General features: G+C 67.6%; 24 protein-coding genes. 5 read left to right on the top strand and 19 right to left on the bottom strand.

The window, feature by feature from the left end; genetic code table 11:
• Positions 1 to 54: 54 nt before the first annotated feature.
• A complete protein-coding gene (locus tag ACYQ5L_RS11845; RefSeq protein ID WP_459957412.1) occupies positions 55 to 774 on the bottom strand; it encodes a DUF8020 domain-containing protein in 720 nt (239 codons plus the stop codon).
• 362 nt (positions 775 to 1,136) lie between these two features.
• Here ACYQ5L_RS11845 and ACYQ5L_RS11840 point away from each other — a divergent pair, with 362 nt between their 5' ends.
• Together ACYQ5L_RS11840 and ACYQ5L_RS11835 are read left to right on the top strand one after the other, a co-directional pair.
• A complete protein-coding gene (locus tag ACYQ5L_RS11840) occupies positions 1,137 to 2,780 on the top strand; it encodes a DUF4331 domain-containing protein (protein WP_459957411.1) in 1,644 nt (547 codons plus the stop codon).
• A gap of 86 nt (positions 2,781 to 2,866) precedes the next feature.
• Complete coding sequence (locus tag ACYQ5L_RS11835) at positions 2,867 to 4,198, top strand: tetratricopeptide repeat protein (RefSeq protein ID WP_459957410.1); 1,332 nt, start codon at positions 2,867 to 2,869, stop codon at positions 4,196 to 4,198.
• Here ACYQ5L_RS11835 and ACYQ5L_RS11830 read toward each other — a convergent pair.
• The 3 genes from ACYQ5L_RS11830 to ACYQ5L_RS11820 form a co-directional block, all read right to left on the bottom strand.
• Complete coding sequence (locus ACYQ5L_RS11830) at positions 4,185 to 4,703, bottom strand: hypothetical protein (protein ID WP_459957409.1); 519 nt, start codon at positions 4,701 to 4,703, stop codon at positions 4,185 to 4,187. The genes ACYQ5L_RS11835 and ACYQ5L_RS11830 overlap by 14 nt on opposite strands.
• A gap of 92 nt (positions 4,704 to 4,795) precedes the next feature.
• Positions 4,796 to 7,630 (bottom strand): type 1 periplasmic-binding domain-containing protein, encoded by a 2,835-nt coding sequence (locus tag ACYQ5L_RS11825; protein ID WP_459957408.1) that lies wholly within the window; start codon positions 7,628 to 7,630, stop codon positions 4,796 to 4,798.
• 126 nt (positions 7,631 to 7,756) lie between these two features.
• Positions 7,757 to 8,221 (bottom strand): Lrp/AsnC family transcriptional regulator, encoded by a 465-nt coding sequence (locus tag ACYQ5L_RS11820; RefSeq protein ID WP_459957407.1) that lies wholly within the window; start codon positions 8,219 to 8,221, stop codon positions 7,757 to 7,759.
• Between the two features lie 179 nt (positions 8,222 to 8,400).
• Between ACYQ5L_RS11820 and ACYQ5L_RS11815 the strand changes: the two genes are divergently transcribed.
• On the top strand, positions 8,401 to 8,628 hold the full coding sequence (locus tag ACYQ5L_RS11815) for a hypothetical protein (protein ID WP_459957406.1): 228 nt from the start codon (positions 8,401 to 8,403) through the stop codon (positions 8,626 to 8,628).
• A gap of 7 nt (positions 8,629 to 8,635) precedes the next feature.
• Here ACYQ5L_RS11815 and ACYQ5L_RS11810 read toward each other — a convergent pair whose 3' ends face one another.
• From ACYQ5L_RS11810 to rlmN, 9 genes are all read right to left on the bottom strand, one after another.
• Positions 8,636 to 9,106 carry a VOC family protein gene (locus ACYQ5L_RS11810; protein WP_459957405.1) on the bottom strand — a complete coding sequence of 157 codons (471 nt, stop codon included), beginning with the start codon at positions 9,104 to 9,106 and terminating at the stop codon, positions 8,636 to 8,638.
• Positions 9,107 to 9,209: 103 nt separating this feature from the next.
• Positions 9,210 to 10,406: an RNA polymerase sigma factor gene (locus tag ACYQ5L_RS11805; protein ID WP_459957404.1), complete on the bottom strand. Its 1,197-nt coding sequence runs from the start codon at positions 10,404 to 10,406 to the stop codon at positions 9,210 to 9,212.
• A 6-nt stretch (positions 10,407 to 10,412) separates the two neighbouring features.
• Entirely contained in the window at positions 10,413 to 10,754 is a 342-nt protein-coding gene (locus tag ACYQ5L_RS11800; RefSeq protein WP_459957403.1) for a YciI family protein, read from the bottom strand.
• 98 nt (positions 10,755 to 10,852) lie between these two features.
• Entirely contained in the window at positions 10,853 to 11,083 is a 231-nt protein-coding gene (locus ACYQ5L_RS11795; protein WP_459957402.1) for a MerR family transcriptional regulator, read from the bottom strand.
• A 61-nt stretch (positions 11,084 to 11,144) separates the two neighbouring features.
• Positions 11,145 to 11,504, bottom strand: a complete 360-nt coding sequence (locus tag ACYQ5L_RS11790; protein ID WP_459957401.1) for a hypothetical protein — start codon at positions 11,502 to 11,504, stop codon at positions 11,145 to 11,147.
• A gap of 10 nt (positions 11,505 to 11,514) precedes the next feature.
• Positions 11,515 to 12,312: an FHA domain-containing protein gene (locus tag ACYQ5L_RS11785; RefSeq protein WP_459957400.1), complete on the bottom strand. Its 798-nt coding sequence runs from the start codon at positions 12,310 to 12,312 to the stop codon at positions 11,515 to 11,517.
• 206 nt (positions 12,313 to 12,518) lie between these two features.
• Positions 12,519 to 13,499: an MFS transporter gene (locus tag ACYQ5L_RS11780; RefSeq protein WP_459957399.1), complete on the bottom strand. Its 981-nt coding sequence runs from the start codon at positions 13,497 to 13,499 to the stop codon at positions 12,519 to 12,521.
• A gap of 100 nt (positions 13,500 to 13,599) precedes the next feature.
• Positions 13,600 to 14,103: a helix-turn-helix domain-containing protein gene (locus ACYQ5L_RS11775; protein WP_459957398.1), complete on the bottom strand. Its 504-nt coding sequence runs from the start codon at positions 14,101 to 14,103 to the stop codon at positions 13,600 to 13,602.
• Between the two features lie 101 nt (positions 14,104 to 14,204).
• Positions 14,205 to 15,317, bottom strand: coding sequence for a dual-specificity RNA methyltransferase RlmN (gene rlmN / locus ACYQ5L_RS11770; RefSeq protein ID WP_459957397.1), 1,113 nt, complete (start codon positions 15,315 to 15,317; stop codon positions 14,205 to 14,207).
• Positions 15,318 to 15,469: 152 nt separating this feature from the next.
• Between rlmN and ACYQ5L_RS11765 the strand changes: the two genes are divergently transcribed.
• Positions 15,470 to 15,790, top strand: coding sequence for a LapA family protein (locus tag ACYQ5L_RS11765; RefSeq protein ID WP_459957396.1), 321 nt, complete (start codon positions 15,470 to 15,472; stop codon positions 15,788 to 15,790).
• Positions 15,791 to 15,833: 43 nt separating this feature from the next.
• On the opposite strand, the gene ACYQ5L_RS11760 is transcribed toward ACYQ5L_RS11765, so the two are convergent.
• The 4 genes from ACYQ5L_RS11760 to ACYQ5L_RS11745 form a co-directional block, all read right to left on the bottom strand.
• Positions 15,834 to 16,697, bottom strand: a complete 864-nt coding sequence (locus tag ACYQ5L_RS11760; protein WP_379199412.1) for a phosphatidate cytidylyltransferase — start codon at positions 16,695 to 16,697, stop codon at positions 15,834 to 15,836.
• 143 nt (positions 16,698 to 16,840) lie between these two features.
• The gene (frr, locus tag ACYQ5L_RS11755) at positions 16,841 to 17,398 is read right to left on the bottom strand and encodes a ribosome recycling factor (RefSeq protein ID WP_459957395.1); all 558 of its coding nucleotides are present in this window, start codon (positions 17,396 to 17,398) and stop codon (positions 16,841 to 16,843) included.
• A 36-nt stretch (positions 17,399 to 17,434) separates the two neighbouring features.
• Positions 17,435 to 18,169, bottom strand: coding sequence for a UMP kinase (pyrH, locus tag ACYQ5L_RS11750; RefSeq protein WP_379199307.1), 735 nt, complete (start codon positions 18,167 to 18,169; stop codon positions 17,435 to 17,437).
• Between the two features lie 90 nt (positions 18,170 to 18,259).
• On the bottom strand, positions 18,260 to 19,198 hold the full coding sequence (locus tag ACYQ5L_RS11745) for a helix-turn-helix transcriptional regulator (protein ID WP_459957394.1): 939 nt from the start codon (positions 19,196 to 19,198) through the stop codon (positions 18,260 to 18,262).
• 111 nt (positions 19,199 to 19,309) lie between these two features.
• Here ACYQ5L_RS11745 and ACYQ5L_RS11740 point away from each other — a divergent pair, with 111 nt between their 5' ends.
• Positions 19,310 to 19,840, top strand: coding sequence for a cupin domain-containing protein (locus ACYQ5L_RS11740; protein ID WP_459957393.1), 531 nt, complete (start codon positions 19,310 to 19,312; stop codon positions 19,838 to 19,840).
• A 68-nt stretch (positions 19,841 to 19,908) separates the two neighbouring features.
• Here the strand turns inward: ACYQ5L_RS11740 and tsf are convergent, their stop codons facing one another.
• Together tsf and rpsB are read right to left on the bottom strand one after the other, a co-directional pair.
• On the bottom strand, positions 19,909 to 20,733 hold the full coding sequence (gene tsf, locus ACYQ5L_RS11735; RefSeq protein WP_459957392.1) for a translation elongation factor Ts: 825 nt from the start codon (positions 20,731 to 20,733) through the stop codon (positions 19,909 to 19,911).
• A 100-nt stretch (positions 20,734 to 20,833) separates the two neighbouring features.
• Positions 20,834 to 21,691 carry a 30S ribosomal protein S2 gene (gene rpsB / locus ACYQ5L_RS11730; protein WP_379199314.1) on the bottom strand — a complete coding sequence of 286 codons (858 nt, stop codon included), beginning with the start codon at positions 21,689 to 21,691 and terminating at the stop codon, positions 20,834 to 20,836.
• Positions 21,692 to 21,714: the final 23 nt, after the last annotated feature.

Below are 21,714 nucleotides of genomic sequence, written 5' to 3'. Positions count from 1 at the left end.
GGGTCGCCTCCGACGACCCGGCCCTTGCCGTGTTTGCAGTTGTGGCTCCGAGTCCTACTGGTTCTCGGGCGCGTTGATGCGGGTGAAGAAGCCGATCGCCACGACGACGGCCGCGACGCCGCCCACGATCACCATGCCGGCCGCGCCGCCGAGCGCAGCGCCCGCGGCAGCACCGGCGAGGCAGCCGCCGATGGGGCCGGGCAGGAAGATCGGGGTGGTCGGAACCAGGGCGATGAAGCCCAGGCCGCAGCCGAGGCCGAGCCCGAGGACGGTGCCAACCAGGGTGCCGATGGCGGTGGCCAGACCGAACTGGGTGCCCGCGGCGGACATCGCATCGTCGAAGGCGTCCTGGCGGACCACATTGTGGCGCAGCGGATCCACGGAAGCGGCGACCTCGTGGCCCTGATCCTTGCGCGGGGTCAGGGTGGCACGCAGGCCGTCGACCGCGACATCGATCGGGTACTCGATGTTGTCGATGGTGAAGCTCGTCGGGACGGCGGTCACGAGGTTGCCCAGGTTGTCGCGCACCTGGAACTGGTTGTCAGCGGTGGTCAGCGAGCCCGCGTCGGTGGTGACGACGACAGAATCACCCTCACGCTGGGCGTTCCAGTGAATCTGCGGCACCAGCTGGTTGATGCCCTGATTGACGCCGTCGATGATGCTCGGGATGAGCGGCGAGGGCGCGGGAGCCGGCTGGGCATACGAGGTGCCGGTGGCGATGCCGAGTGCCGAGATGACCAGCGCCGACGTAGCGGCAAACTTGCTGAGCTTCATATCTCTGGTTGCTTTCTTACGTGGGACCTGCCCGGGTTTTGGATGGTTGCTTTTCAAGCACCTAAGTCAAGTGTCCAGCAGACTGTTGCCAAAAAGTAACCTGAGAGCTGCCTTAGAGGTTAAAAGCGACAGTGATCTATGTCATCGCAGTTGAAAACGCTTCTCGGAAACCAACTTTCGGTCCGTTATTCCGGTCGAATGCGCTTTGTGATCTCAATTACACATAACGGCTGGGTTGAATAACTTCCCACCCGCCCCGGGATAGGTCGATCGGCCGATGTGGCGAGGTCACCCCGGGTCCGACCATGACTGCACCGTCTCGATTCCGAGGCGTGTCACGACCCGGATTCGAAGGAAATCTCATGTCCCGATCACCACGGCGCGGCATTCGTCGCCGTGCCGCCGGCGCGCTGGCGACCGTCGGCGTTCTCGTGCTCGGCGGGACGGTGGGCGGCTTCGCGCTGCCGACCACCGCCGGCGCTTCCAGTCACCGGGAGGCCCCGCTCATCGCGGGGGATCCGGCGGTGGACAACACCGATGTGTACGCGTTCGTCAGCCCGGACAAGCCCGATACCGTCACGCTCATCGCCAACTGGTGGGGTGTGCAGGCGGCCTACGGCGGCCCCAACTTCTACCCGTGGGCGACCGAGGCGAACTACGACATCAATATCGACAATGACGGAAATGGCAAACCGGATCTGTCGTACCGCATCAACTTCACCACCGACGACCGGCGCGGCGGGTCGACCTTCCTCTACAACAATGGGCCGGTCACCAGCCTGAACGACGAGAATCTGCTGTTCCGGCAGAACTACACGGTGTCGGTCAGCCACGGGGTGAACGACTGGCGGCCGATCGCGCACGGGCAGGCGGCGCCCTCGTATGTCGGCGAGGCGTCCATGCCGGACTATCAGACGCTGCGGGAGCAGGCGACCGAGACGCTGCCCAGCGGCGGCAGCGTGTACGTCGGCGCGGCGGAGGATCCGTTCTTCCTGGATCTGCGGGTGTTCGATCTGCTCTACGGCGGCGACCTGTCGGAGACCGGCACCGATACCCTCGCCGGATTCAATGTCAATACCGTTGTGCTGCAAGTGCCCATGCGGGATCTGGCGTTGAAGAACGATCCGGCCCGCAATCCGGTGATCGGCGTGTGGAGCGATACCGAGCGCCGCACCATGCAGCTCAGCCCGGGCGAGGCCAAGCCGGTCGGCGAGGCGGTGCAGGTGTCGCGGCTGGGTAATCCGCTGGTGAACGAGGTGGTCATGCCCGGCGAGTTGAAGGACGCGTTCAATGGCATCTCCCCCGCCACCGACGCCACCATTCCCGAGGTGGTCAAGCGGGTCACCGATCCGGAGCTGGCCAAGCTGATCGAGGCCATCTACAAGATCCCGGCCCCGGCCGGGCCCCGCAATGACCTGGTGGAGATCTTCCTCACCGGAATCGCCAAGAACGCCCCGACATTGGACGGCACCAAGCCGCCCATCCAGGCGGATCTGAATTCCCAGATCCTCAATGCGGATGCGAATGCCAAGGCGTTCCAGCCCTCGGAGATGCTGCGGCTCAATATGTCCGTCCCGGTCACCGCGTCGCCGGAGCGGCTCGGCGTGCTCGCCGGGGACCTGCAGGGGTTCCCGAACGGGCGGCGGCTGACCGACGATGTCGTGGATATCGCCTTGCAGGCCATGGAGGGTGCGGCCGCGACCGGTCAGCTGGTCGACGCGCTCGCCGCGGGCGACAAGGTCGATGCCAATGACGCGAAGTTCTCCGAATCGTTCCCGTATCTCGCACTGCCTTCGCGCGGTATGGAATACACCTCGGGAGCGTTGGCGGACGGCACCGTGACCGCGCCTGCCGCCGCGCTGCCCGCCGATGCGGGCGGGACGTCGTGGGCGATGCCCGCCGTCGCGGGCGGCGTCGGTGCGGCCGCACTGCTCGGCTTCGGCGGCTGGATGCTGTTGCGCCGCAGGCGCGCGGTGAATCCGCTCGATCCGCCGCCGAGCGCCTGATATCGCTCCCGGGGGCGGGACCGGCCCCGATCCGGTCCCGCCCCCGGGGCTTCTCCTCCCCACGACTCTTTCTCCGAGGCCTCGAAATGTCCGAAACCCAGTCCCGCGGCGCCTTTTTCCGCATACGCCGACAGCCCGCACTGATCTTGTTCGCCCTCTTCGTCCTGGTCGCCGCCGCGGCGGGGACCACCATCGCCCTGTCCGACAACGCATCTCCCGCCGACTCCGCGCGGACCGTGGCCGTCGACCCGCTGATCACCAAGGTCGCGCAGCAGCGGCAGCAGCTCGACCGGATGCCCGGCAATGCCGCGGGCTGGGCCGAATTGGGCGCGGCCTATGTCGAACTGGCGCGCATCACCGGCGATCCCGAGAACTATGGTGAGGCGCAGCGGGCCCTGGATCGGTCGCTGGAAATCAAGCCGGAGGGCAATGCCGAGGCCCTGTTCGGGCTCGGCGTGCTCGCCAACGCGCTGCACGATTTCACCGCGGCGCGCACCTACGGCGAACAGGCGCTCGCCCTGCGCCCCGAAAGCGCCGACGTCTACGGCGTTCTCGTCGACGCCTACACCCAGCTCGGCGACGCCGACGCCGCCACCGCCGCGGTCCAGCGCATGCTCGATCTGCGCCCCGGTGTGCCGTCGTTCACCCGCGCCGCCTACGACCTGGAATTGCACGGCCGCACCGAGGACGCGCGGGTGGCCCTCGAAATGGCGCTCGGCGCGGCGAACACCGCCGACCAGATCGCTTTCGCCCGTTATCACCTGGGCGAACTGGCCTTCAATTCCGGGCGGCTGGACGAGGCCCAGGACCAGTACAACGCCGGGCTGCTGGCGAATCCACAGAGCGCGGCCCTCTTGCAGGGCACGGCCAAAATCGCTGCCGCGCGGGGAGATTCCGCCCGGGCCATCGACCTGTACACGCAATTGACCGGTATCGCACCGCTGCCGGGGTACCTCATCGAATTCGGCGAACTGCTCGAATCGGCGGGCCGCCCCGACGAAGCGGCCGGCAAGTACCAAGAAGTCGCCGCACAGCAGGCCGAACTCGCCGCCCAGGGCGCCACCGAATACCTCGACGCCGCCCTGCTCGCCGCCGACCACGGCGACCCGAACGAGGCCGTCCGCCTGGCCCGGCTGGAATACGACCGCCGCCAGAGCATCCTCACCGCCGACGGCCTCGCCTGGTCCCTGCACAAGGCCGGCCGCAACGAGGAAGCCCTCGGCTACGCCGACCGAGCGGCCACCCTGGGCCTGCGCAGCGCCACCCTCGCCTACCACCGCGGCATGATCCTCGCCGCCCTCGGCCGAACCGACCAGGCCGCCGACACGTTGTCCGAGGCCCTGCGGATCAACCCGTACTTCTCGCCGCTGCATTCACCGCGCCTGCAGCAAACCCTCGATTCCCTCACCCGTCGTTGACCGATAACCGCCGCACCAGCCGCGCTCGACAACACACGAGCGCGGCTGCTGCCGCGAATACGGCGGTGAGGGCGCACGCGAGTATCCGGAATCCCTGCCCCACCTGGAATTCGGTTGCCGCCCGCTCGATTTCGCCGAGCGTGTGCTGGGCGCGATCATCGAACAGCACCGAGGCCCGCGGCCACAAATACAGAATCGACAGCAGGAATTGCCCGCTGATCAGCGATACCAGCGAGGCGATCAGCCATCCCCGCGCCACCCGGTACCACAGCACCGCACCGAGAGCGGCCAACGCGCACAGCGTCAGCCCCGCCCCCAGCGGCCGCATCAAATCCCCCACCGCCATCTCACTCATGAATCGCTCGGTCAACTCCAGCGATTCCGGGATATCGCGAAAGATATTGGGATACAGCAGCACCGTCTCGGCGACGGTCGCGGAGAACACGAATCCGGCGACCACCGCGTACAACCCGACGACGGCGACCGGAACGGTAGCGGACTTCATGACGACCTCCTGGTGGAGACCGTAGGCCCGCCGCCCCGCCTGCCGAATCCGGTATTCACCCCCATTTGCCGCTCCGGGGTAACCCCGAACATTCAGCGCGGGGCCGGCGCCCAATCCTCGACGGTCCCGCGGGTTCCGACCGGGCATCCGTCGGGCGCACGGCCGACGTTCGGGCCCACGGTTCTGCCGTACATCAACAGGCATTGCTGGGAGGCCTTTTCATCGCTCACGTCCTCGGTGTACAGAATTCCGATGGTGGTGTCATTGGCGATGCGCGAGGCGCTGAAGGCCAGTACCCCGGTCACGCCCTGATAGTCGATCTCGCGCAGTTTCGTCGCGATGGCGGCCCGAGCGGGAACGGTGCCGGCGGCGGTCTCCTCCAGATACGCCTGATTGCGGCGCACGGCCTCCAGGAATACTCCCGCCACGTCGTAGGCCAGCCCGGTGCGATCGCCGGGCCAGGCGGTCTCGTACAGATCGAGCTGGTCGACAAGGGATTTCAGGCGCCGGCACATATCCAGAAAGTCCGGGTGCACCGGCTCGTCGCCCAGCACGCCGCGGCCTTCTCGCACGCATTCGGCGCCACCGAGCAGGACCGGAACGGCCTTGGCCACATAGCGAATCGGCAGTCCGGGCGGGGCGGCGGCGCGGGCGGTCGGGTCGGCGATGAATCGGGTCACCGCGTCATTGCCGAGGATCGCGAGCGTATCGGGCGTGGGGCAGCCGCGGGTGAGCGAATCCACGAAGGCCCCGAAATCGTGGTTGCGGCCGGCGAAATAGTGCAGCCGCTGCCGGTCGGGTTGCGGTTGCGCGCAGGGCGCGGGCCAGTCGGCCATCTCCTGCTGGCGAATCCAGGACACTTCCTCGAAAGCTATTCCGCGCCCGCGTAGTTCGTTCCGGACGCCGTCGGTCAGGGATTTCACGTAGATGTCGTCGGGATCGTTCCAGTGGTAGAGGGTGATGCCGGTGTATCGCGGCCGGCCCTGCTTCTCGTCCCCTTCCGGATAGCGCGCTCCCTGGTAGTAGTCGGCCACCAGCCGCGCCTGTGTCAGATTGCCCGGGACCGGCTGGAAATACAGCGGCGACACCTCGGTGAGACCGTCGGCGGACAAGGTGGTCGGCATGACCGGCACTCCGCGCGCCCCGAGCAGCGCGATGGCCCGGCGCGTCTCGGCGGTACTGCGGTCCAGGCCGACCACGCCGATGAGGCTGGTGTCCGCGCGCACGATCCGGCTCAGCAGATGTTCGGCCACCCAGGAGGCGTATCGCATGGTGGATCCGCCATTGGCGATGATCACCCGCAGCAGTGGTTCGGATTCGCTGCTCTCCTCGATCGCGCGCCGCTGGCGTATCGCGAAGCCGGCCAGCTCTTCCACCTGCGCGTGCGGATACTTCACATTGTCGTCCACATAGGTGAGCCCGGCGAAGTAGACCACCGAGACCAAGGTCTTCCTCGGATTCCGGCGGTGGATGTCCTCGGCGATCCGATTCTGCCGGAACACTTCTCGCTGCATTTCCCGCAGCTCGGCGTCATCGGTGAAAATGAGGCTCTCACTGTCGCTGTAGCCCACGCACTCCCCGCCGTGCACCGCGACGCCGATACCGGACTCCCACGGCCACCGCCAGCAGCCCTCGCGCACCTGCGGCCCGACGGACGGGGCGGCCGCGACGACCAGGACGACGATCAGCGCCAGCGCCGTTGCCGCGGGCACGCCGGGGCGCGCGAACCACGGCGGTTTCGGGGGACGCGCGAGTTTCGGCAAGCCGAGTTCAGCGACCCCCGCCAGCGCATCGGTCAACCGCAAAGGGAGATACCAGGATTCGCGTGCCCGCCGGCGGCGACGCTCCTCGATTCGCGCACCCCAGTACTCCAGCGGATCGTATTCCGGCTGCTCGGCATTCGTGTCCTGCACATTCTTGCTGAGCAGCTGGGAGACCCGGCCGAGTCGCTGCCCGTAGGGCGACTGCGTCATGGTCGCCACCACGACGAGCGGGTCGAAGACACCGGTCTCATTGCGGATCTCGTTGATCCGGCGCATGAGTTCGGCCGCCGGGCCGGAGGGATCCTCCACGTGGAACAGGACCACCGGATAGGCGGTGCGCCGCCAGCTCGACGGGCGGAGCAGACGCCGCCGGTAGCCATGGCGCAGATCCTCGAGAAAGGCGTGCACCAGCAGCTTCGATATCTGATCCGGATCCTCGCCGCTGCGGCTCGGCCAGGTGAGGCGACCGGCGAAATCCAGGAAGCCATCCGATAATTCGGGGCTCAGATACCGCTGCCCCAGAAACCACCGCACCTCCCGGGACAGCACGGGCACCCGCCCGCTCAACCGCAGCCACAGCCACAGCACCGGCCAGAGCAGCAGCACCAGATAGACGGTCAGCGGAACCCGCTCCGCGATGCGCGGCATGACGTCGTCCACCGGGACGCCTCGCCGCGGTCGGCGGCGACCGGCACGCAACAGCTGCCACAGCTGGCGCCGCAATTCCTCCGGCGCATCGTCACCGGGCCCGAAGCGCTGCCCGAGCACCCACGACAGCATGTTGTAGCGCGGGAAGACCAACGCGCCCATCCCGGTATTGCCGGTCGCGAGCCCGAGTCGCAGGCGGCCGAGAATCCACAGGCAGTCCTCCACCGCCGCTTCGTTCGGATCGGGATACTCCGCATCGCGCGGGCGGGCCGTGACGGCGAGGTGCACGCGCGGTGCGGCCCGGCGGTGGGATGCCTCCAGCCATTTATAGGTCGCCGACCGCACCGTGCTGCCCTCGGCATTCGCGCCGACCAGGCACACCATCGGCGGCGGTAGTTGCGACCCGTCGCGGCGCAGCAGCCCATGCCACAGGGCGGTCCGGGTGCGCGGATGTTCGTCCGGTACGAATAGTTTGCGCAGAAGTTTGACGTATTTATCGATATCGGACTCGGCCACCCTGGCGCCCCCTCGATCTCATGGCGTTGTGCCCAGCCAATATCGTTCCGCGAAACGCCTATCCGCACAGTGTGTTTCGCGAAAGTATCGAGAATTGCGAATGAGCGCGAAAAGCCGGTCGAGGATTCAGTCCTGCGCCGCGGTCGGAATCGCGCGATCGGTGACCACCTGTTTCATGACCAATGTCGAGTTCAGCCGCTGCACTCCCGGAAGCGCGGCCAGGGTGTCGTCCTCGAGCTCGGCGTAGGCCGCCAGATCGCGGGTGCGGACCCGGATCAAATAGTCCGGGTCCCCGAAAAGGCGTTGCGCTTGCAGCACATTGGGGATGGCGGCCAGGGCACGTTCGAAAGCGAGCAGGGTTTCGCGATCCTCCTGCTTCATGGTGACGAAGACCAGCGCCTCGAAACTGAGGCCCAGCGCTTCGGGATCGACCAGGGCGCGGTAGCCGCGGATGACGCCGCTGGTTTCCAGATCGCGCAGGCGGCGATGGGTCGGGGAAATGCTCAAACCGATGCGGGATGCCAGATCGGTAATGCTCACGCGCCCATCGCGTTGCAGCTCCGCAAGAATCTTCCGGTCGATGGCGTCCATCACGAGGATTCTTCCACTGCCGAGCCGGATCCGGGCAAAACTCGGCAACCTCTTCGCCGCCGATAGGGATAGCGTTTCCAGCACGCCCGACACCCCACCGGAGGTCGTTATGAATCCGACTCTGCTGCTGGCTTTCTGGGGCACCACCTTGCTGCTCATCATCGCTGATCTTCCTGGCCATGCTGCCGCAATTCACCGACCCGCGGACCGCCCTGCCGCTCCCCCTCCAGCTCGGCATCCTCGGCCTGCTGTTCGTCGGGACCTGCGGCCTCTTCTATACCGTCGTCGGCTGTTGCGCCCGCGGCATTCTCACCGCGAAACCCACGCTGGCCCAGTCGATCTCCCGCCTTTCCGGCGCGGCGATGATCGTGGTGGGCGTACTGCTGCCGATCGAACGCCTGCTGTGATCGTGAGTCACTCCCCCATGGCGGCCATGCGCCGCATCATCTCCTCCGGCGGCACATCCTCCACATGGCTGGCCACGGTCCAGCCATGGCCGAACGGGTCGATGAGGTAGCCGTCGCGGTCGCCGTAGAACTGGTCCTGCGGCGGGCGCTGCAGCGTCGCACCGAGTTCCACCGCGCGGGCGACGGTGGCATCCACATCGGCGACGTAGAGGAACAGGAAGACCGGGGAACCGGGCAGGCCGCCCGGCGGCGGCGCGGTGGTGCCCAGGTAGGGGGACTCGTCCTCGACGATGACCACCGCATCGCCGATTTCGGTCTCGGAGTGGACGATGGCGCCGTCAGGTCCCGGGAAGCGCAGGCGCTCGCGGGCTCCGAACACCTCGGTGTAGAACTCGAGCGCCTTGGCGGCGCCCTGCACGACCAGGCACGGGGTGATCCGCCGGTAGGTGGCGGGAATGGGGTTGGGGCGGGTTGTCATCGGAATTCCTCCATCGCTGCGGTTCGAGCGGAGGCTTCGTCTCGGACCTCCTACCCCTCAGACGATCGGGCGAACCCCGAATACGACAGCGGCGGCGGCGAATTCAGGTCCACTCGAGGCGCTGGTCGAGCAGGGACTGCTGGGCGGGATTGGCGGTGCGGGCGCGGGCGCGCTCGTCGTCGGCGCGGGCGGCGGCGTTGTCCCCGAGCGCGCGGTGCAGTTCGGCGCGGGTGGCATGGTAGAGGGGGTAGCGATCCAGCGCGGCGGCAAGGGGTTCCAGTTCGGTGAGCGCTTGTTCGGGGCCGTTGACGTAGCGGGATGCGATGGCGCGGTGCAGGCGGGTGACCGGGGAGGGGGCCAGGCGCAGGAGCAGATCGTAGAGGATCAGGATCTGGGGCCAGTCGGTGTCCGCCCAGGTCGGGGCCTCGGCGTGGCAGGCCACGAGGGCCGCTTGCAATTGGTAGGGGCCCGCGCGGCGGTGGCGGCGAGCGGCGCGGGTGAGCAGGGCGGTAGCCTCGGCGATGGCGGCGTGATCCCAACGGGACCGGTCCTGATCGTGCAGCAGCACCAGTTCGCCGGCGTCGAAGCGGGCCGCGGCCCGCGCGCGGTGCAGCCTGATCAGGGCGAGCAGCCCGGCCGCCTCGGGCTCGTTGGGCATGAGTTCGGCGAGCAGTGCGGCCAGCCATTCGGCGTCCGCGGCCAGGTCCGGCCGGTGTACGGCGTCGGCGGTGGTGGACAGGTAGGCCTCGTTGAACATGAGGTAGATGACCGCGAGCACCTCGGCCAGCCGGGCGGGCACTTCGTCGGGATCCGGAATCCGATACGGGATGCGGGCATCGGCGATCTTGCGTTTGGCGCGGGTGAGGCGTTGGGCCACGGTGGTTTCCGGCACCACGAAGGCGGCGGCGATCTGCGCGGTGGTCAGCCCGCAGACCGCGCGCAAGGTGAGCGCGATCTGCGCGCTGCGGGACAACGCCGGATGACAGCAGGTGAAGATCAGCCGCAGCCGGTCGTCGGGTTCGGCGGGCGAGGGCACGCGCAGCTGGGCGAGTTTCGCACGGTAGTTCTGCTCCCGGCGCAGCACATCCAGCCCGCGGCGCCGGGCCACGGTCAGCAGCCACGCGTCCGGATGCTCCGGTATGCCCTCGACCGGCCAGCGCCGCAATGCCGTCTCGACGGCGTCCTGCACCAGATCCTCGGCCGCGGCGAAATCCCCGAGCAGCGTGACCAGCGCGGCCGTCAGCCGCGCCGCATGCTCGCGCACGGCGCGGACCAGCTCCTCGTGGGCGGGCTCGGCCACCACCGGTCAGGCCAGCAGCGGGCGGATCTCGACGATCGGGCACCCCGGCCAGGTGCGGACCATGGCGAGCGCCGCGTCCAAATCCGCCACATCGACCTCGGTGTACCCGCTGACCACCTCCTTGCCCTCCACGAACGGCCCATCGCTGACCACCGGCTCACCCTCGCCCAGCCGCACGGTCGTCGCGGTGTGCGGCGGCTGCAGCTTCCCGCCCCCACTGATCTTGTCCGCGTGCTCGGCGAGCCACTGCCCGACCCGCGCATACGCCTGTTCCCGATCGGCCGGCGCCATCGCCTCCAGCTCGGCGGTGAACTTCTCGTCGTCCACGAACAACAGCAGATACTTCATCGTTCCTCCTCGCACGGCGTGGCGCTTCCACGGCCTCTACCCGGAAGACGATCGGCGCACCGCCCGATACGACATCCGCGACCGCGAATGCACCGGCGTCATCCGGAGACGTTGCCCGATGCGCCGAGGGTATCCGCGCACGCCGGATCCCGGCGGGCATCGGCGGTCTTCACCACCAGGCGGCGGAAGGCGGGGCATTGGGTGAAATCCCCGGCGTCGCAGCTCATGGCGTGCTCGATCATCGATTTGCACGTTTCCAGCTGCCGCAGGCGTAGCTCCAGTTCGGCGTGGTGGCGGCGCAGCACCTCGCCCGGCAGACACGACACCATCCGTCCTGATCATGGACAGGCCCCGGTTTCCTCGGGCGGTGGTACGACGGGGGCGGACCGGCTACAGGCCGAGCAGCGCCAGCACCGGGGCGCCGGCCGCGCCCAGCCACCGGGCCAGCGCGACGAGTGGTTTGTGCACGGCCGATTCGGCGCCCGCGACGGCGACGACCGCCTGCGCGATCCGGGTCAGCCGCGCGGAGATCGACTCGCGATCCGGCTGCGGCCGGGCCAGTTCCCGCTGCATCGCCTCCGCGTCGGCGGCGGCGCGATCCAGGCCCATGCGCCGCAGGGCGTCGGCGAGTTCGACGGCGAACTCCACCGGTCCGGTGGACTCGAATTTTCCGTGCTGCCCGCCGTAGATCGTCTGATCGCCCGCGACATTGTTGATATTGCCCTGCTGCGAGCCGATATTGAAGGTCACTGCTTTCCCCTTATCTGATGAACGGTGAGTTCCAGGCGTGACGCGGATCGGAATCGACCTTGCGAGCGCGCGCGGCCGCCACGATCCACATGATCAATCCGATGAAGAACAGGATCTGGCCGACGAATGCGACCATGAAGCAGAGCAGACCGGCCGGGAAACCGAGACTCGTCTCGGGACCGAAGATCGGGAAATCATCCGGCCCCGTACCGCTCGCGAACGCATCGCTCTGGAACGAGGTGCTCGCATCGCCCAGTGCTTTCAACAGGAAATAGCCGTATCCGCCCACACCGCCGACGGTCAGGAACAAGCCGAACCAGAACACGAACCGCGCCTTGGTCCGCGAGGCCGCGACTTCGCGCAGGAAGCTCTCGCGTTGCTGCACGTAGCTGTAGTACTGGTCGCGCCCGACATTGTTGATGTGATCGCCCGTCTGGCGGTCGATATCGTAGGTGACCCGGCCGGTCTGATGCCGCTGGATGGCCTCGCGCGGCAATATGGTGGTTCGCGGCCCGGCCCCCTGTTCGAAGCGCGCGTCGACATTCCCGAAGGTGACGGTATCGCCGTCGCGGAGAGCCCTGACGCCCAAAATGATTTCGCCGTCGATTCGAGTCCCGTTCGAGGACCCGAGATCCTCGACGGTTACCCGCCCGCCGACATTGCTGATCGCGGCATGCACGCCGCTGACATGTTGATCATCGAGGCGAATAGTGGCTCGTGGACCACGCCCCACCAGTTGCCGCCCCGGATCCAAACGAAGCACGGTACCCGCCAATTCCTGCGGGCGGAGGATCACCAACCGCTCCACGCCCGAATTGTCGCAAGACCGAATACGCACCGACCGAGTAATCGACTACCCGATTCGCAATTGTGCCTGCAATGGATACCGGCCCCGACCCGAGCCTGCCCCTCCTGGCCCGGGCCGCCGGTCGCGGTCCGCGACTGTTCGTCGCGGATATCGCCGGCTAGCGCAGCTCGGACTCGCCCGCGCCGGCCGGGCGCAGGGTCTCCGGATCACGTTGCCGCGCAATGTGATCCAGCGACCTTTTCGGCGGCGGGGCCGCGGCTTCCAGGGCGGCCTCGTCCAGGTCGGCGCGGCGCAGTGTGGCCACGGCGATGGCGGCGGACACCGCGGCGATCAGCGCCGCCAGCACCATGGCATTGTGCAATCCGCGCGCACAACGCCGTCACCGCCGACAGCCCGTTGAACGTCCGGTTGCGGAACAGGGTGAGGTCGAACATGGCCCGATCGCGCCGCGTCACCTGCAATACGGTGAACATCGCCAGGAGTAGCCCGGCGAGCACGAAACAACCGATGATGCGGGCGCTGCTCCAGCCGTCCTGCTCACCCCGCAGGATTCCGAGCACCAGGAAGAACAGGGCGAGCGAGAACACGACCATATCCGGCCAGTCCACGGGAGGCGGTGTGTCGCTGCGGGATTCACGCATCCGCAGATAGCCGATCAGCAGCGCGAGCAGGGTCGGCGGGACATTGACGAGAAAGATCAGCCGCCAGCTCCACAATTCGGTGAGGCCACCGCCGATCAGCGGGCCGAAAGCGATGGCGAGCCCGGCGACCCCGCCGAAGACGCCGAAGGCCAGACCGCGCTCCCGGCCCCGGAACTCGTGCCCGAGCAGCGCGGGGCCGACCGCGAAAAGAACCGCGCCACCGAGACCTTGGACGAAGCGGGCCAGAATGAGGGTGATATCGCCGGGCGCGAGTCCGCAGGCGAGGGAGGCGAGCACGAAGACCACCAGCCCGCCGTCGAAGACCCTCTTGCGGCCGATCCGATCGGCCAGCGACCCGGCGGCGAGCAGCACCGCGGCCAGGCCGAGCGCATAGGAATCCAGAATCCATTGCAGTGCTGCGAAACTCGAGCCGAAGTCGGCGCGAATGTCGGGTAACGCCACGTTCACGACGGTCAGGTCGAGCATCAGCATGAACGTGGCGACCGAGACCACCGCCAATGTCCAGTAGGAACCAGGGGATTTCATGAGTTCCCCTCCCGAGAGATGCGCGCCGGTCCACCGGATCCGGTCCGCACGACACCCGCTCGTCGACTCATGACATCCCCCCGTGGATTCGCTGGTCGCACTAACTATCGTCGACGCACCACATGCCTGTCTTGAACGAATGTTCCCATGCCGTCGTGCATTCCGGTTCCTGTGGATTGCGGGCGACCACGCCCGGCGTCATCCCGACGAAACCCGATACTTCCCGGCGCAGATGCGATTGATCGGCATATCCGCACGCGATGGCGGCCTCGGCGGCGGACTGCCCTGCCACGAGCATCTCGAACACACGCCGGAAGCGAACCACCCGGCAGGCGTGCTTGGGCGTCACCCCGATCTGCGCGGTGAACCTCGACCACAACCGCTTACGACTCCAGCCGCAACCCGCCGCCAGCTCCGTGACCGAGACCAGCCCCTTGCCGGCCATCAGGCGATGCCAGGTGGCAGCGACCTCGGCATCCGCCGCCCGCTGCGCGTACTGCCGCATCAGAAAGGCCGTCACCAACGCGAAACGCTCATCCCAGGAAGCGGTTTCGGCGAGCTGCGGAAGTGTCACCGGATCGAAGCAGCTGTCGAGGCTGTCCACGAGTGAGCAGAAGGCGGGTCGGCGAGTGGGCAGGTAATCGGGCGGGTACGGCTCAGACCAGGTTTTCCGGCCCTCCGGACCGGAGGGTTCCGCCCCCGGAATCAGCCTTCGGCGGCCAGCTGGCCGCAGGCGGCGGCGATCTCCTGGCCGCGGGTGTCGCGCACGGTGCACGGGACGCCCTGGGCCTCCACGCGGCGAACGAATTCGCGCTCAACGGGTTTCGGGGAGGCGTCCCACTTGCTGCCCGGGGTGGGGTTCAGCGGGATCAGGTTCACGTGCACGCGGGAGCCGAGGGCCTTGTGCAGCTTCTTGCCGAGCATGTCGGCGCGCCAAGGGTGGTCGTTGATATCGCGGATCAAGGCGTATTCGATGGAGACGCGGCGGCCGGACTTGTCGGCGTAGTAGCGGGCGGCGTCGAGGACTTCGGCTACCGACCAGCGGTTGTTGACCGGGACCAGGGTGTCGCGGAGTTCGTCGTCGGGAGTGTGCAGGGAGACCGCGAGGGTCACCGAGAGGTCTTCGTCGGCCAGTTTGCGGATGGCGGGGGCCAGGCCGACGGTGGAGACGACGACATTGCGCTGGGAGATGCCGAGGCCGTCGGGCGCGGGAGAGGTGATGCGGCGGACGGCGTTCACCACGCGCTTGTAGTTGGCGAGGGGCTCGCCCATGCCCATGAAGACGATGTTCGACAGGCGGCCGGGGCCGCCGGGGACCTCGCCGTCGCGCAGGGCGGCCGCGGCGGCGCGGACCTGGTCGACGATTTCGGCCGTGGAGAGGTTGCGGTTCAGGCCGGCCTGTCCGGTGGCGCAGAAGGGGCAGGCCATGCCGCAGCCGGCCTGGCTGGAGATGCAGAGGGTGGCGCGGTCCGGGTAGCGCATGAGGACCGATTCCAGGAGGGTGCCGTCGTGGGCGCGCCAGAGGGTTTTGCGGGTGGTGCCCTCGTCGCAGACGACGTGGCGGACCTCGGAGAGCAGGGGCGGGAAGAGCGCCTCGCCCACCTTGGCGCGCATGGCCTCGGGGAGGTCGGTCATCTGCGCCGGATCGGATACCAGGCGGCCGTAGTACTGCCGGGCGATCTGGTCGGCGCGGAACTTGGGGAGCCCGAGCTCCTCGACCGCCGCCTTGCGCTCGGCCGGATCGAGGTCGGCGAGGTGCCGGGGCGGCATGCCACGGCGGGGGGCGTCGAAAACGAGGGGCAAGGGGGCGGCAGTCATAACCCCTCCATGATTCCATCCGAAACGGTTCCACGGGGCCACGGGGTGAGATGCGCTGGTCACATTACGGGCGAACATCGGGCAGAGGCGACATTGCGGAGATAAGTGCCAATATGCGTGCGCCGGTCATAGCTATCGGCAATGATTCAGCTATGACCACCGCCGACGTACCAGCCTCGGGCGCGGATCCGGCCCCGAGCAGCCAGCCGAAGCACAAGGGCGAAGGCGTTCTCAAGACCCGCGCGGGCTATGCGTGGATCGGCCTCGTCATCGCCGCCCTGCTGGGCATTCTCGTCCTGGTATTCATCCTGCAGAACCTCGAACAGGCGCACGTCGAATTCTTCGCCTGGACCTGGAACCTGCCCATCGGCGTCCTGGTCCTGCTGGCCGTCTTCATCGGCGCCCTGTCCACCGCGCTGGTCGGCGGCTACCGCATCCTGCAACTCCGGCGCGCCGCCAAGAAAGCGCACTAGAGCAGGACCAAGGGGGTTTCGGGGGGCGCAGCCCCCGTTCTCCTTACAGCAGGGCTGTGAGCACCAACCAGGACACGAAGGCCGACGGCAGCATCGAATCCAGGCGATCCATGATGCCGCCGTGGCCGGGTAGCAGCGTGCCCATGTCCTTGATCCCGAGCTCCCGCTTGATCTGGGACTCGATGAGATCACCGGTGGTGGCCACGAGCACCAGCCCCACACCCAGCAGCACACCGATCATGGAATTGGCCTGCAGCAGCAGGGTGACCGTCAGCAGACCGCCTATGACGGCGAACACCAGCGAGCCCCCGAAGCCCTCCCAGGACTTCTTCGGGCTGATCGCGGGCACCATCGGATGCTTGCCGAACAGCACCCCCGCCACATAGCCGCCGACATCCGAGCAGACCACCAGGATCATGAAGGTCAGCACCCGCAGATTGCCGTCCTCCTCCAGCAGGAGCAGCACGGCGAACGAGGCCAGCAGCGGCACCCACGCCAGCACGAACACGCTGATCGCGGTGTCACGCAGGTAATTTCGCGGCGTCGCCTGCAATCCGTGGTCGAACAGCCGCCACACCATGACCGCCAGCGCCGAGGCCCCGAACGCCCCGAGCACCCCCTGCGGCCCGGCCGGCCAGGCCAGCCAGATGATGGCCTGCCCGCCCACCAGCAGCGGAATCCGCGGCACCAGCACATCGGCCTCGCGCAGCCGCTTGGCCACCTCCCAGGTCGCCACCGCCATGGCCGCCGCGATCACGCCGATCAGGATCTTGGGCGCCCACAGCAGAATCGCGATGAGGGACAACCCCAGCCCGAAACCGACCGCCAGTGCGGCGGGCAGGTTGCGCCCCGCCTTGGACTTGGGCGCGCCCGGCGGCGCCTCCGCGGGTCCCTCATCCGGCGTCACATCGCCGGTGGCGGCAGTTTCTTCGGCCACGATTGTCCCGTCGCTCACTTGTCGTCCGTTCCGTCCCTACCCCCGGCCGGCCGATCGCGCGTCGGCCGGCCGTCCAGACCTCGAGCTGCCGGTCATACGGACAGCCCGGTCGATTAGACCTCGAGAAGTTCCGCTTCCTTGTGCTTCACCAGTTCGTCGACCTGGCTGACGTACTTGGCGGTCGTCTTGTCGAGTTCCTTCTCGGCCCGGCCGACCTCGTCCTCGCCGGCCTCGCCGTCCTTCTGAATGCGGCCCAGCTCGTCCATGGTCTTGCGCCGCACATTGCGGATGGCGATCTTGGCGTCCTCGCCCTTGGACTTGGCCTGCTTGACCATCTCGCGGCGCCGTTCCTCGGTCAGCTGCGGGACGATGACGCGGATGATGTGACCGTCATTGGTGGGGTTCACCCCCAGATCCGAATTGCGGATCGCGGTCTCGATCTCCTTGAGCTGGCTCTGCTCATAGGGCTTGATGACCAGCATGCGCGGCTCCGGGGAGTTGATGCTGGCCATCTGGGTGATGGGGGTGGGCGACCCGTAGTAGTCGACGACGACCCGGTTGAACATGCCCGGATTCGCGCGACCGGTCCGAATGGAACCCAGGTCGTCCTTCGCCACCGAGACGGCCTTCTCGAACTTTTCCTCGGCGTCGAAGAGCGCTTCTTCAATCACGGCGATTCCTCCACATGGTCATCGTTCTTTCGTCGGTCACGACCGGACCAGCGTGCCGATCTTCTCACCGGCGACTGCGCGGGCAATATTGCCCTTCGTCAACAAATTGAACACCAGCATGGGCATCTGGTTGTCCATACAGAGGCTGAACGCGGTGGCGTCGGCCACCTTCAGGCCTCGCTCCAGCACCTCTTTATGGGTGACCTCGGTGAACATGGTGGCGTCCGGGTCGACCCGCGGGTCGTCGCTGTAGACGCCGTCCACGGCCTTGGCCATCAACACCACTTCGGCGCCGATCTCCAGCGCGCGCTGCGCGGCGGTGGTGTCGGTGGAGAAGTAGGGCATGCCCATGCCCGCGCCGAAGATGACGACGCGCCCCTTCTCCAGATGCCGCTTGGCCCGCAGCGGCAGATACGGTTCGGCGACCTGACCCATGGTGATGGCGGTCTGCACCCGGGTGTCGATGCCCTGCTTCTGCAGGAAGTCCTGCAGCGCAAGGGAATTCATAACGGTACCCAGCATGCCCATGTAATCCGAGCGGGCGCGCTCCATACCGCGCTCCTCGAGTTCCGCGCCGCGGAAGAAATTGCCGCCGCCGATGACCACGGCCACCTGGACGCCGTCCTCCACGACCTCGGCGATCTGCTCGGCCACGGTCTGCACCACATCGGGATCGAGACCCACGCGGCCGCCGCCGAACATCTCGCCACCCAGCTTGAGGAGCACTCGGCGATAGCCCTTGCGGTCGGGGGCCGTATCCGGGTCCGTCATCGGTCTCCTTTTATCCTCGGCATTCGAGCGTGCGCATGCACATGAAAAGACCATCCCGGCGCGGAAATCGCGCGGGACGGCAACAAAGCTTCATCTATCCTGCCTCACGGGGCCTCCCGAGGGTGAGCCGACCCTCGATACCGGTTCGGATTTGTCGCCATTGCGTCCCGATTCGGCATACGTCAGCAATGCGGCCACCCGGGCGGCGGCCGCGGGCGTGGCCGGAACCTGCACGACCAGCAGCAGGTTCGGGTTCTCGACCGGGCGCATCTGGAACACCTTCAGCTCGATCGGTCCGGCGTGCGGATGGTCGATGACGATGACGGCGGGACGAAACCGGCGTACCCGGTAATCCGGCCACCAATCCCGGAAGTCCGGGCTGGCCGCGCACAACTGCGCCGCCAGCCCGGTCAGGCGCGGATCGTCCGGGCGGCGGCCCATGGCCTCGCGCAACTGGCTCATGACCGCGCGGGCGGCCTGCTCCCACTGCGGCATCATGGCGCGAGTCACGGTGTCGGTGAACATCATCCACAGCAGATTGCGCCGCTGCGGCGGCAATTCGAGGGGATCGCGACGCGCGGCCGGGTACGCCCGATTCCACACCAGGAAGTCGAAGGCCGGATCGTAGATGGAGGCGATATTCGGCATGACGGCATCGACGAGATGCTGCAGCCGGGCGCGATCATCGGCGTCCTCGGCCACCCGCGGCTCGGCCAGACCGGCCAGGAACCGCAGATGGCGATGCTGATCCGGGTCCAGCCGCAGCGTCCGGGCCAGCGCGTCGATGACCTGGCGGCTGGCCTCCACCTCCCGGCCCTGTTCGAGCCAGGTGTACCAGGTCAGGCCCACTCCGGACAGCTCGGCGACCTCCTCCCGGCGCAGGCCCGGGGTCCGGCGGCGGGCCGGATCGCCGTACGGCACCAGGCCCACGTCCCCGGGTTGCAGCCGCTCCCGCTGTGCGCGCAGGAACCGGCCGAGTTGCTGATGCCGCTCGTGCCCCGATCCGGGATGGTCGTTGCCGCTTACCATTTCGACTGTCCCCCTGCACCGCGTTCTGGGTAGCAGTATCACTACCAGGACAGCTCCGCGCGCGCATTCCTAGCGTGATCGTCATCGTCCGGAACTCTTCAGGAGCCCGCCATGACCGATGGACTGCTCGCCGCCGACGGATTGCTGTTGCCGCCCGGCGCGGGTGACAGGGTGCAGCAAACCATGACATTGAAGGTCGGAGCCGAGCACTCCGATATCTGGTCCGCCTTCGAGGCCACGGTGCCACCGGGTTTCGATGTCGGCGCGCACTGGCACGGGCACGCCGAGGAGATCTTCTACATCGTCGAGGGCGAACTGGATCTGCTGGCCTTCCATCCCGTCACCGAACCGGTCGGCGACTGGACCACCTGGGAGGCGCAGGACGGCGCCACGGTCTTCCGCGGCGGACCGGGCAGCTTCATGCACGTCCCCGCGGGCTGCCCGCACGCCTTCCACAACCCCGGAAGCGCCACGGCCACAATGCTTTTCCTGGTGACGCCGGCGGGGCACGAGAAATACCTGGCCGAACTCGGCGAGCTGCTGCGCTCCGGCGAGGCCACGCCCGAGCGCGTCGACGAGCTGCGCCTGCGGCACGACATCCACCAGCTCACGCCATTGCAGAACCGCCCGCACACGCACTGACCCGGCACAGCGAAAGGCCCCCTGCGCAATCGCGTTGCGCAGGGGGCCTTTTCGACTTCAGCGGGCGATTACGCCTGGCCGACCTCGAAGCGCGCGAAACGGGTCACGGTGACACCGGCCTCGTCCAGCAGCGCCTTGACGGTCTTCTTGGAGTCGGTCACGGACGCCTGCTCCAGCAGGACGACGTCCTTGTAGAAACCGTTGACGCGGCCCTCGACGATCTTGGGCAGCGCGGCCTCCGGCTTGCCCTCCTCGCGAGCGGTCGCCTCGGCGATGGAGCGCTCCTTCTCGACCAGGTCGGCCGGAACGTCCTCGCGGGTCAGGTACTTGGCCTTGAGGGCCGCGACCTGCATACCGGCGGCGCGGGCCACATCGGCGGCGGCCTCGCCCTCACCGGTGTACTCGACCAGCACGCCGACGGCCGGCGGCAGGTCGGTGGCGCGCTTGTGCAGGTAGGTGGCGACCGGGCCCTCGAAGGACACGACGCGACGCAGCTCGAGCTTCTCGCCGATGCGGGCGGCCAGCTCCTGCACGGCCTGGTCGGCGGTCTTGCCGCCCAGGTCGACGGCCTTGAGGGCATCCAGATCGGCCGGGCGCACCTTGGCGGCGGCCGCGACGATGCTGTTGGCCAGCTCCTGGAACTCCGCGTTCTTGGCGACGAAGTCGGTCTCGGAGTTGATCTCGATCATGACGCCGTCCTGCGCCGCGACCAGACCCTCGGCGGTGGCGCGCTCGGCGCGCTTGCCGACATCCTTGGCGCCCTTGATGCGCAGGACCTCGACGGCCTTGTCGAAATCGCCCGCGGTCTCTTCCAGGGCCTTCTTGCAGTCCATCATTCCGGAGCCGGTGAGCTCGCGAAGCCGCTTCACGTCAGCGGCGGTGTAGTTCGCCATCTGGGGCGAGCCTCCTCAGTGTTGGTCTGTGGTGGTCACACCTTGCCGCCCGCTCCCGAACGGGAGGGGGCGGCAGGGTGAACAAACGCCGGAGCGTGGATCAGAAGTCGGCCGGGGTGGTCGCCGGGGGAACTTCCTTGAGCTCGGCCTCGGCGGCCGTCTCGACGGGGGCTTCGGCGGCCGGGGCGGCCTGAGCCAGCAGCTCCTGCTCCCACTCGGCGAGCGGCTCGCCGGCGCCGGCCTCGGGCTTGGCATCGCCGGTGGCACGGGCGGCACGCGCCTGTACGCCCTCGGCGACAGCGGAGGCCACGACCTTGGTCAGCAGCGCGGCGGAACGGATCGCGTCGTCGTTACCCGGGATCGGGTAGTCGACCAGGTCGGGATCGCAGTTGGTGTCCAGGATCGCGATGACCGGGATGTTCAGCTTGCGAGCCTCGCCGACGGCGATGTGCTCCTTGTTGGTGTCGACGACCCAGATGGCCGACGGCACCTTGGCCATGTCCCGGATGCCGCCGAGGGTGCGCTCCAGCTTGGTCTTCTCACGCGTCAGCATGAGAATTTCCTTCTTGGTGCGTCCGTCGAAGCCACCGGTCTGCTCCATGGCCTCGAGCTCCTTGAGGCGCTGCAGACGCTTGTGCACGGTGGAGAAGTTGGTGAGCATGCCACCCAGCCAGCGCTGGTTGACGTAGGGCATCCCGACGCGAGTCGCCTCGGCCGCGATCGACTCCTGGGCCTGCTTCTTGGTGCCGACGAAGAGAACGGTGCCACCGTGGGCGACGGTCTCCTTGACGAACTCGTAGGCCTTGTCGATGTAGGTCAGCGTCTGCTGCAGGTCGATGATGTAGATGCCGTTGCGGTCGGTGAAGATGAACCGCTTCATCTTCGGGTTCCACCGACGAGTCTGGTGGCCGAAGTGCGCGCCGCTGTCGAGCAGCTGCTTCATTGTTACGACAGCCATGGCTCCCGTAATTCCTTTCGTTG

This window comes from Nocardia sp. IFM 10818 (assembly GCF_054655275.1).
The sequence above is the reverse complement of the archived record's forward strand: the minus strand, read 5'-3'. Positions and strand labels throughout refer to the sequence as shown.

Bases quoted from the DNA above. Each gene is read 5' to 3' on its own strand.
- ACYQ5L_RS11845 (WP_459957412.1), bottom strand. From the start codon at position 774: ATGAAGCTCAGCAAGTTTGCCGCTACGTCGGCGCTGGTCATCTCGGCA.
- ACYQ5L_RS11840 (WP_459957411.1), top strand. From the start codon at position 1,137: ATGTCCCGATCACCACGGCGCGGCATTCGTCGCCGTGCCGCCGGCGCG.
- ACYQ5L_RS11835 (WP_459957410.1), top strand. From the start codon at position 2,867: ATGTCCGAAACCCAGTCCCGCGGCGCCTTTTTCCGCATACGCCGACAG.
- ACYQ5L_RS11830 (WP_459957409.1), bottom strand. From the start codon at position 4,703: ATGAAGTCCGCTACCGTTCCGGTCGCCGTCGTCGGGTTGTACGCGGTG.
- ACYQ5L_RS11820 (WP_459957407.1), bottom strand. From the start codon at position 8,221: ATGGACGCCATCGACCGGAAGATTCTTGCGGAGCTGCAACGCGATGGG.
- ACYQ5L_RS11815 (WP_459957406.1), top strand. From the start codon at position 8,401: ATGCTGCCGCAATTCACCGACCCGCGGACCGCCCTGCCGCTCCCCCTC.
- ACYQ5L_RS11810 (WP_459957405.1), bottom strand. From the start codon at position 9,106: ATGACAACCCGCCCCAACCCCATTCCCGCCACCTACCGGCGGATCACC.
- ACYQ5L_RS11800 (WP_459957403.1), bottom strand. From the start codon at position 10,754: ATGAAGTATCTGCTGTTGTTCGTGGACGACGAGAAGTTCACCGCCGAG.
- ACYQ5L_RS11795 (WP_459957402.1), bottom strand. From the start codon at position 11,083: ATGGTGTCGTGTCTGCCGGGCGAGGTGCTGCGCCGCCACCACGCCGAA.
- ACYQ5L_RS11780 (WP_459957399.1), bottom strand. From the start codon at position 13,499: ATGAAATCCCCTGGTTCCTACTGGACATTGGCGGTGGTCTCGGTCGCC.
- rlmN (WP_459957397.1), bottom strand. From the start codon at position 15,317: ATGACTGCCGCCCCCTTGCCCCTCGTTTTCGACGCCCCCCGCCGTGGC.
- ACYQ5L_RS11765 (WP_459957396.1), top strand. From the start codon at position 15,470: ATGACCACCGCCGACGTACCAGCCTCGGGCGCGGATCCGGCCCCGAGC.
- pyrH (WP_379199307.1), bottom strand. From the start codon at position 18,169: ATGACGGACCCGGATACGGCCCCCGACCGCAAGGGCTATCGCCGAGTG.
- ACYQ5L_RS11745 (WP_459957394.1), bottom strand. From the start codon at position 19,198: ATGGTAAGCGGCAACGACCATCCCGGATCGGGGCACGAGCGGCATCAG.
- ACYQ5L_RS11740 (WP_459957393.1), top strand. From the start codon at position 19,310: ATGACCGATGGACTGCTCGCCGCCGACGGATTGCTGTTGCCGCCCGGC.
- tsf (WP_459957392.1), bottom strand. From the start codon at position 20,733: ATGGCGAACTACACCGCCGCTGACGTGAAGCGGCTTCGCGAGCTCACC.
- rpsB (WP_379199314.1), bottom strand. From the start codon at position 21,691: ATGGCTGTCGTAACAATGAAGCAGCTGCTCGACAGCGGCGCGCACTTC.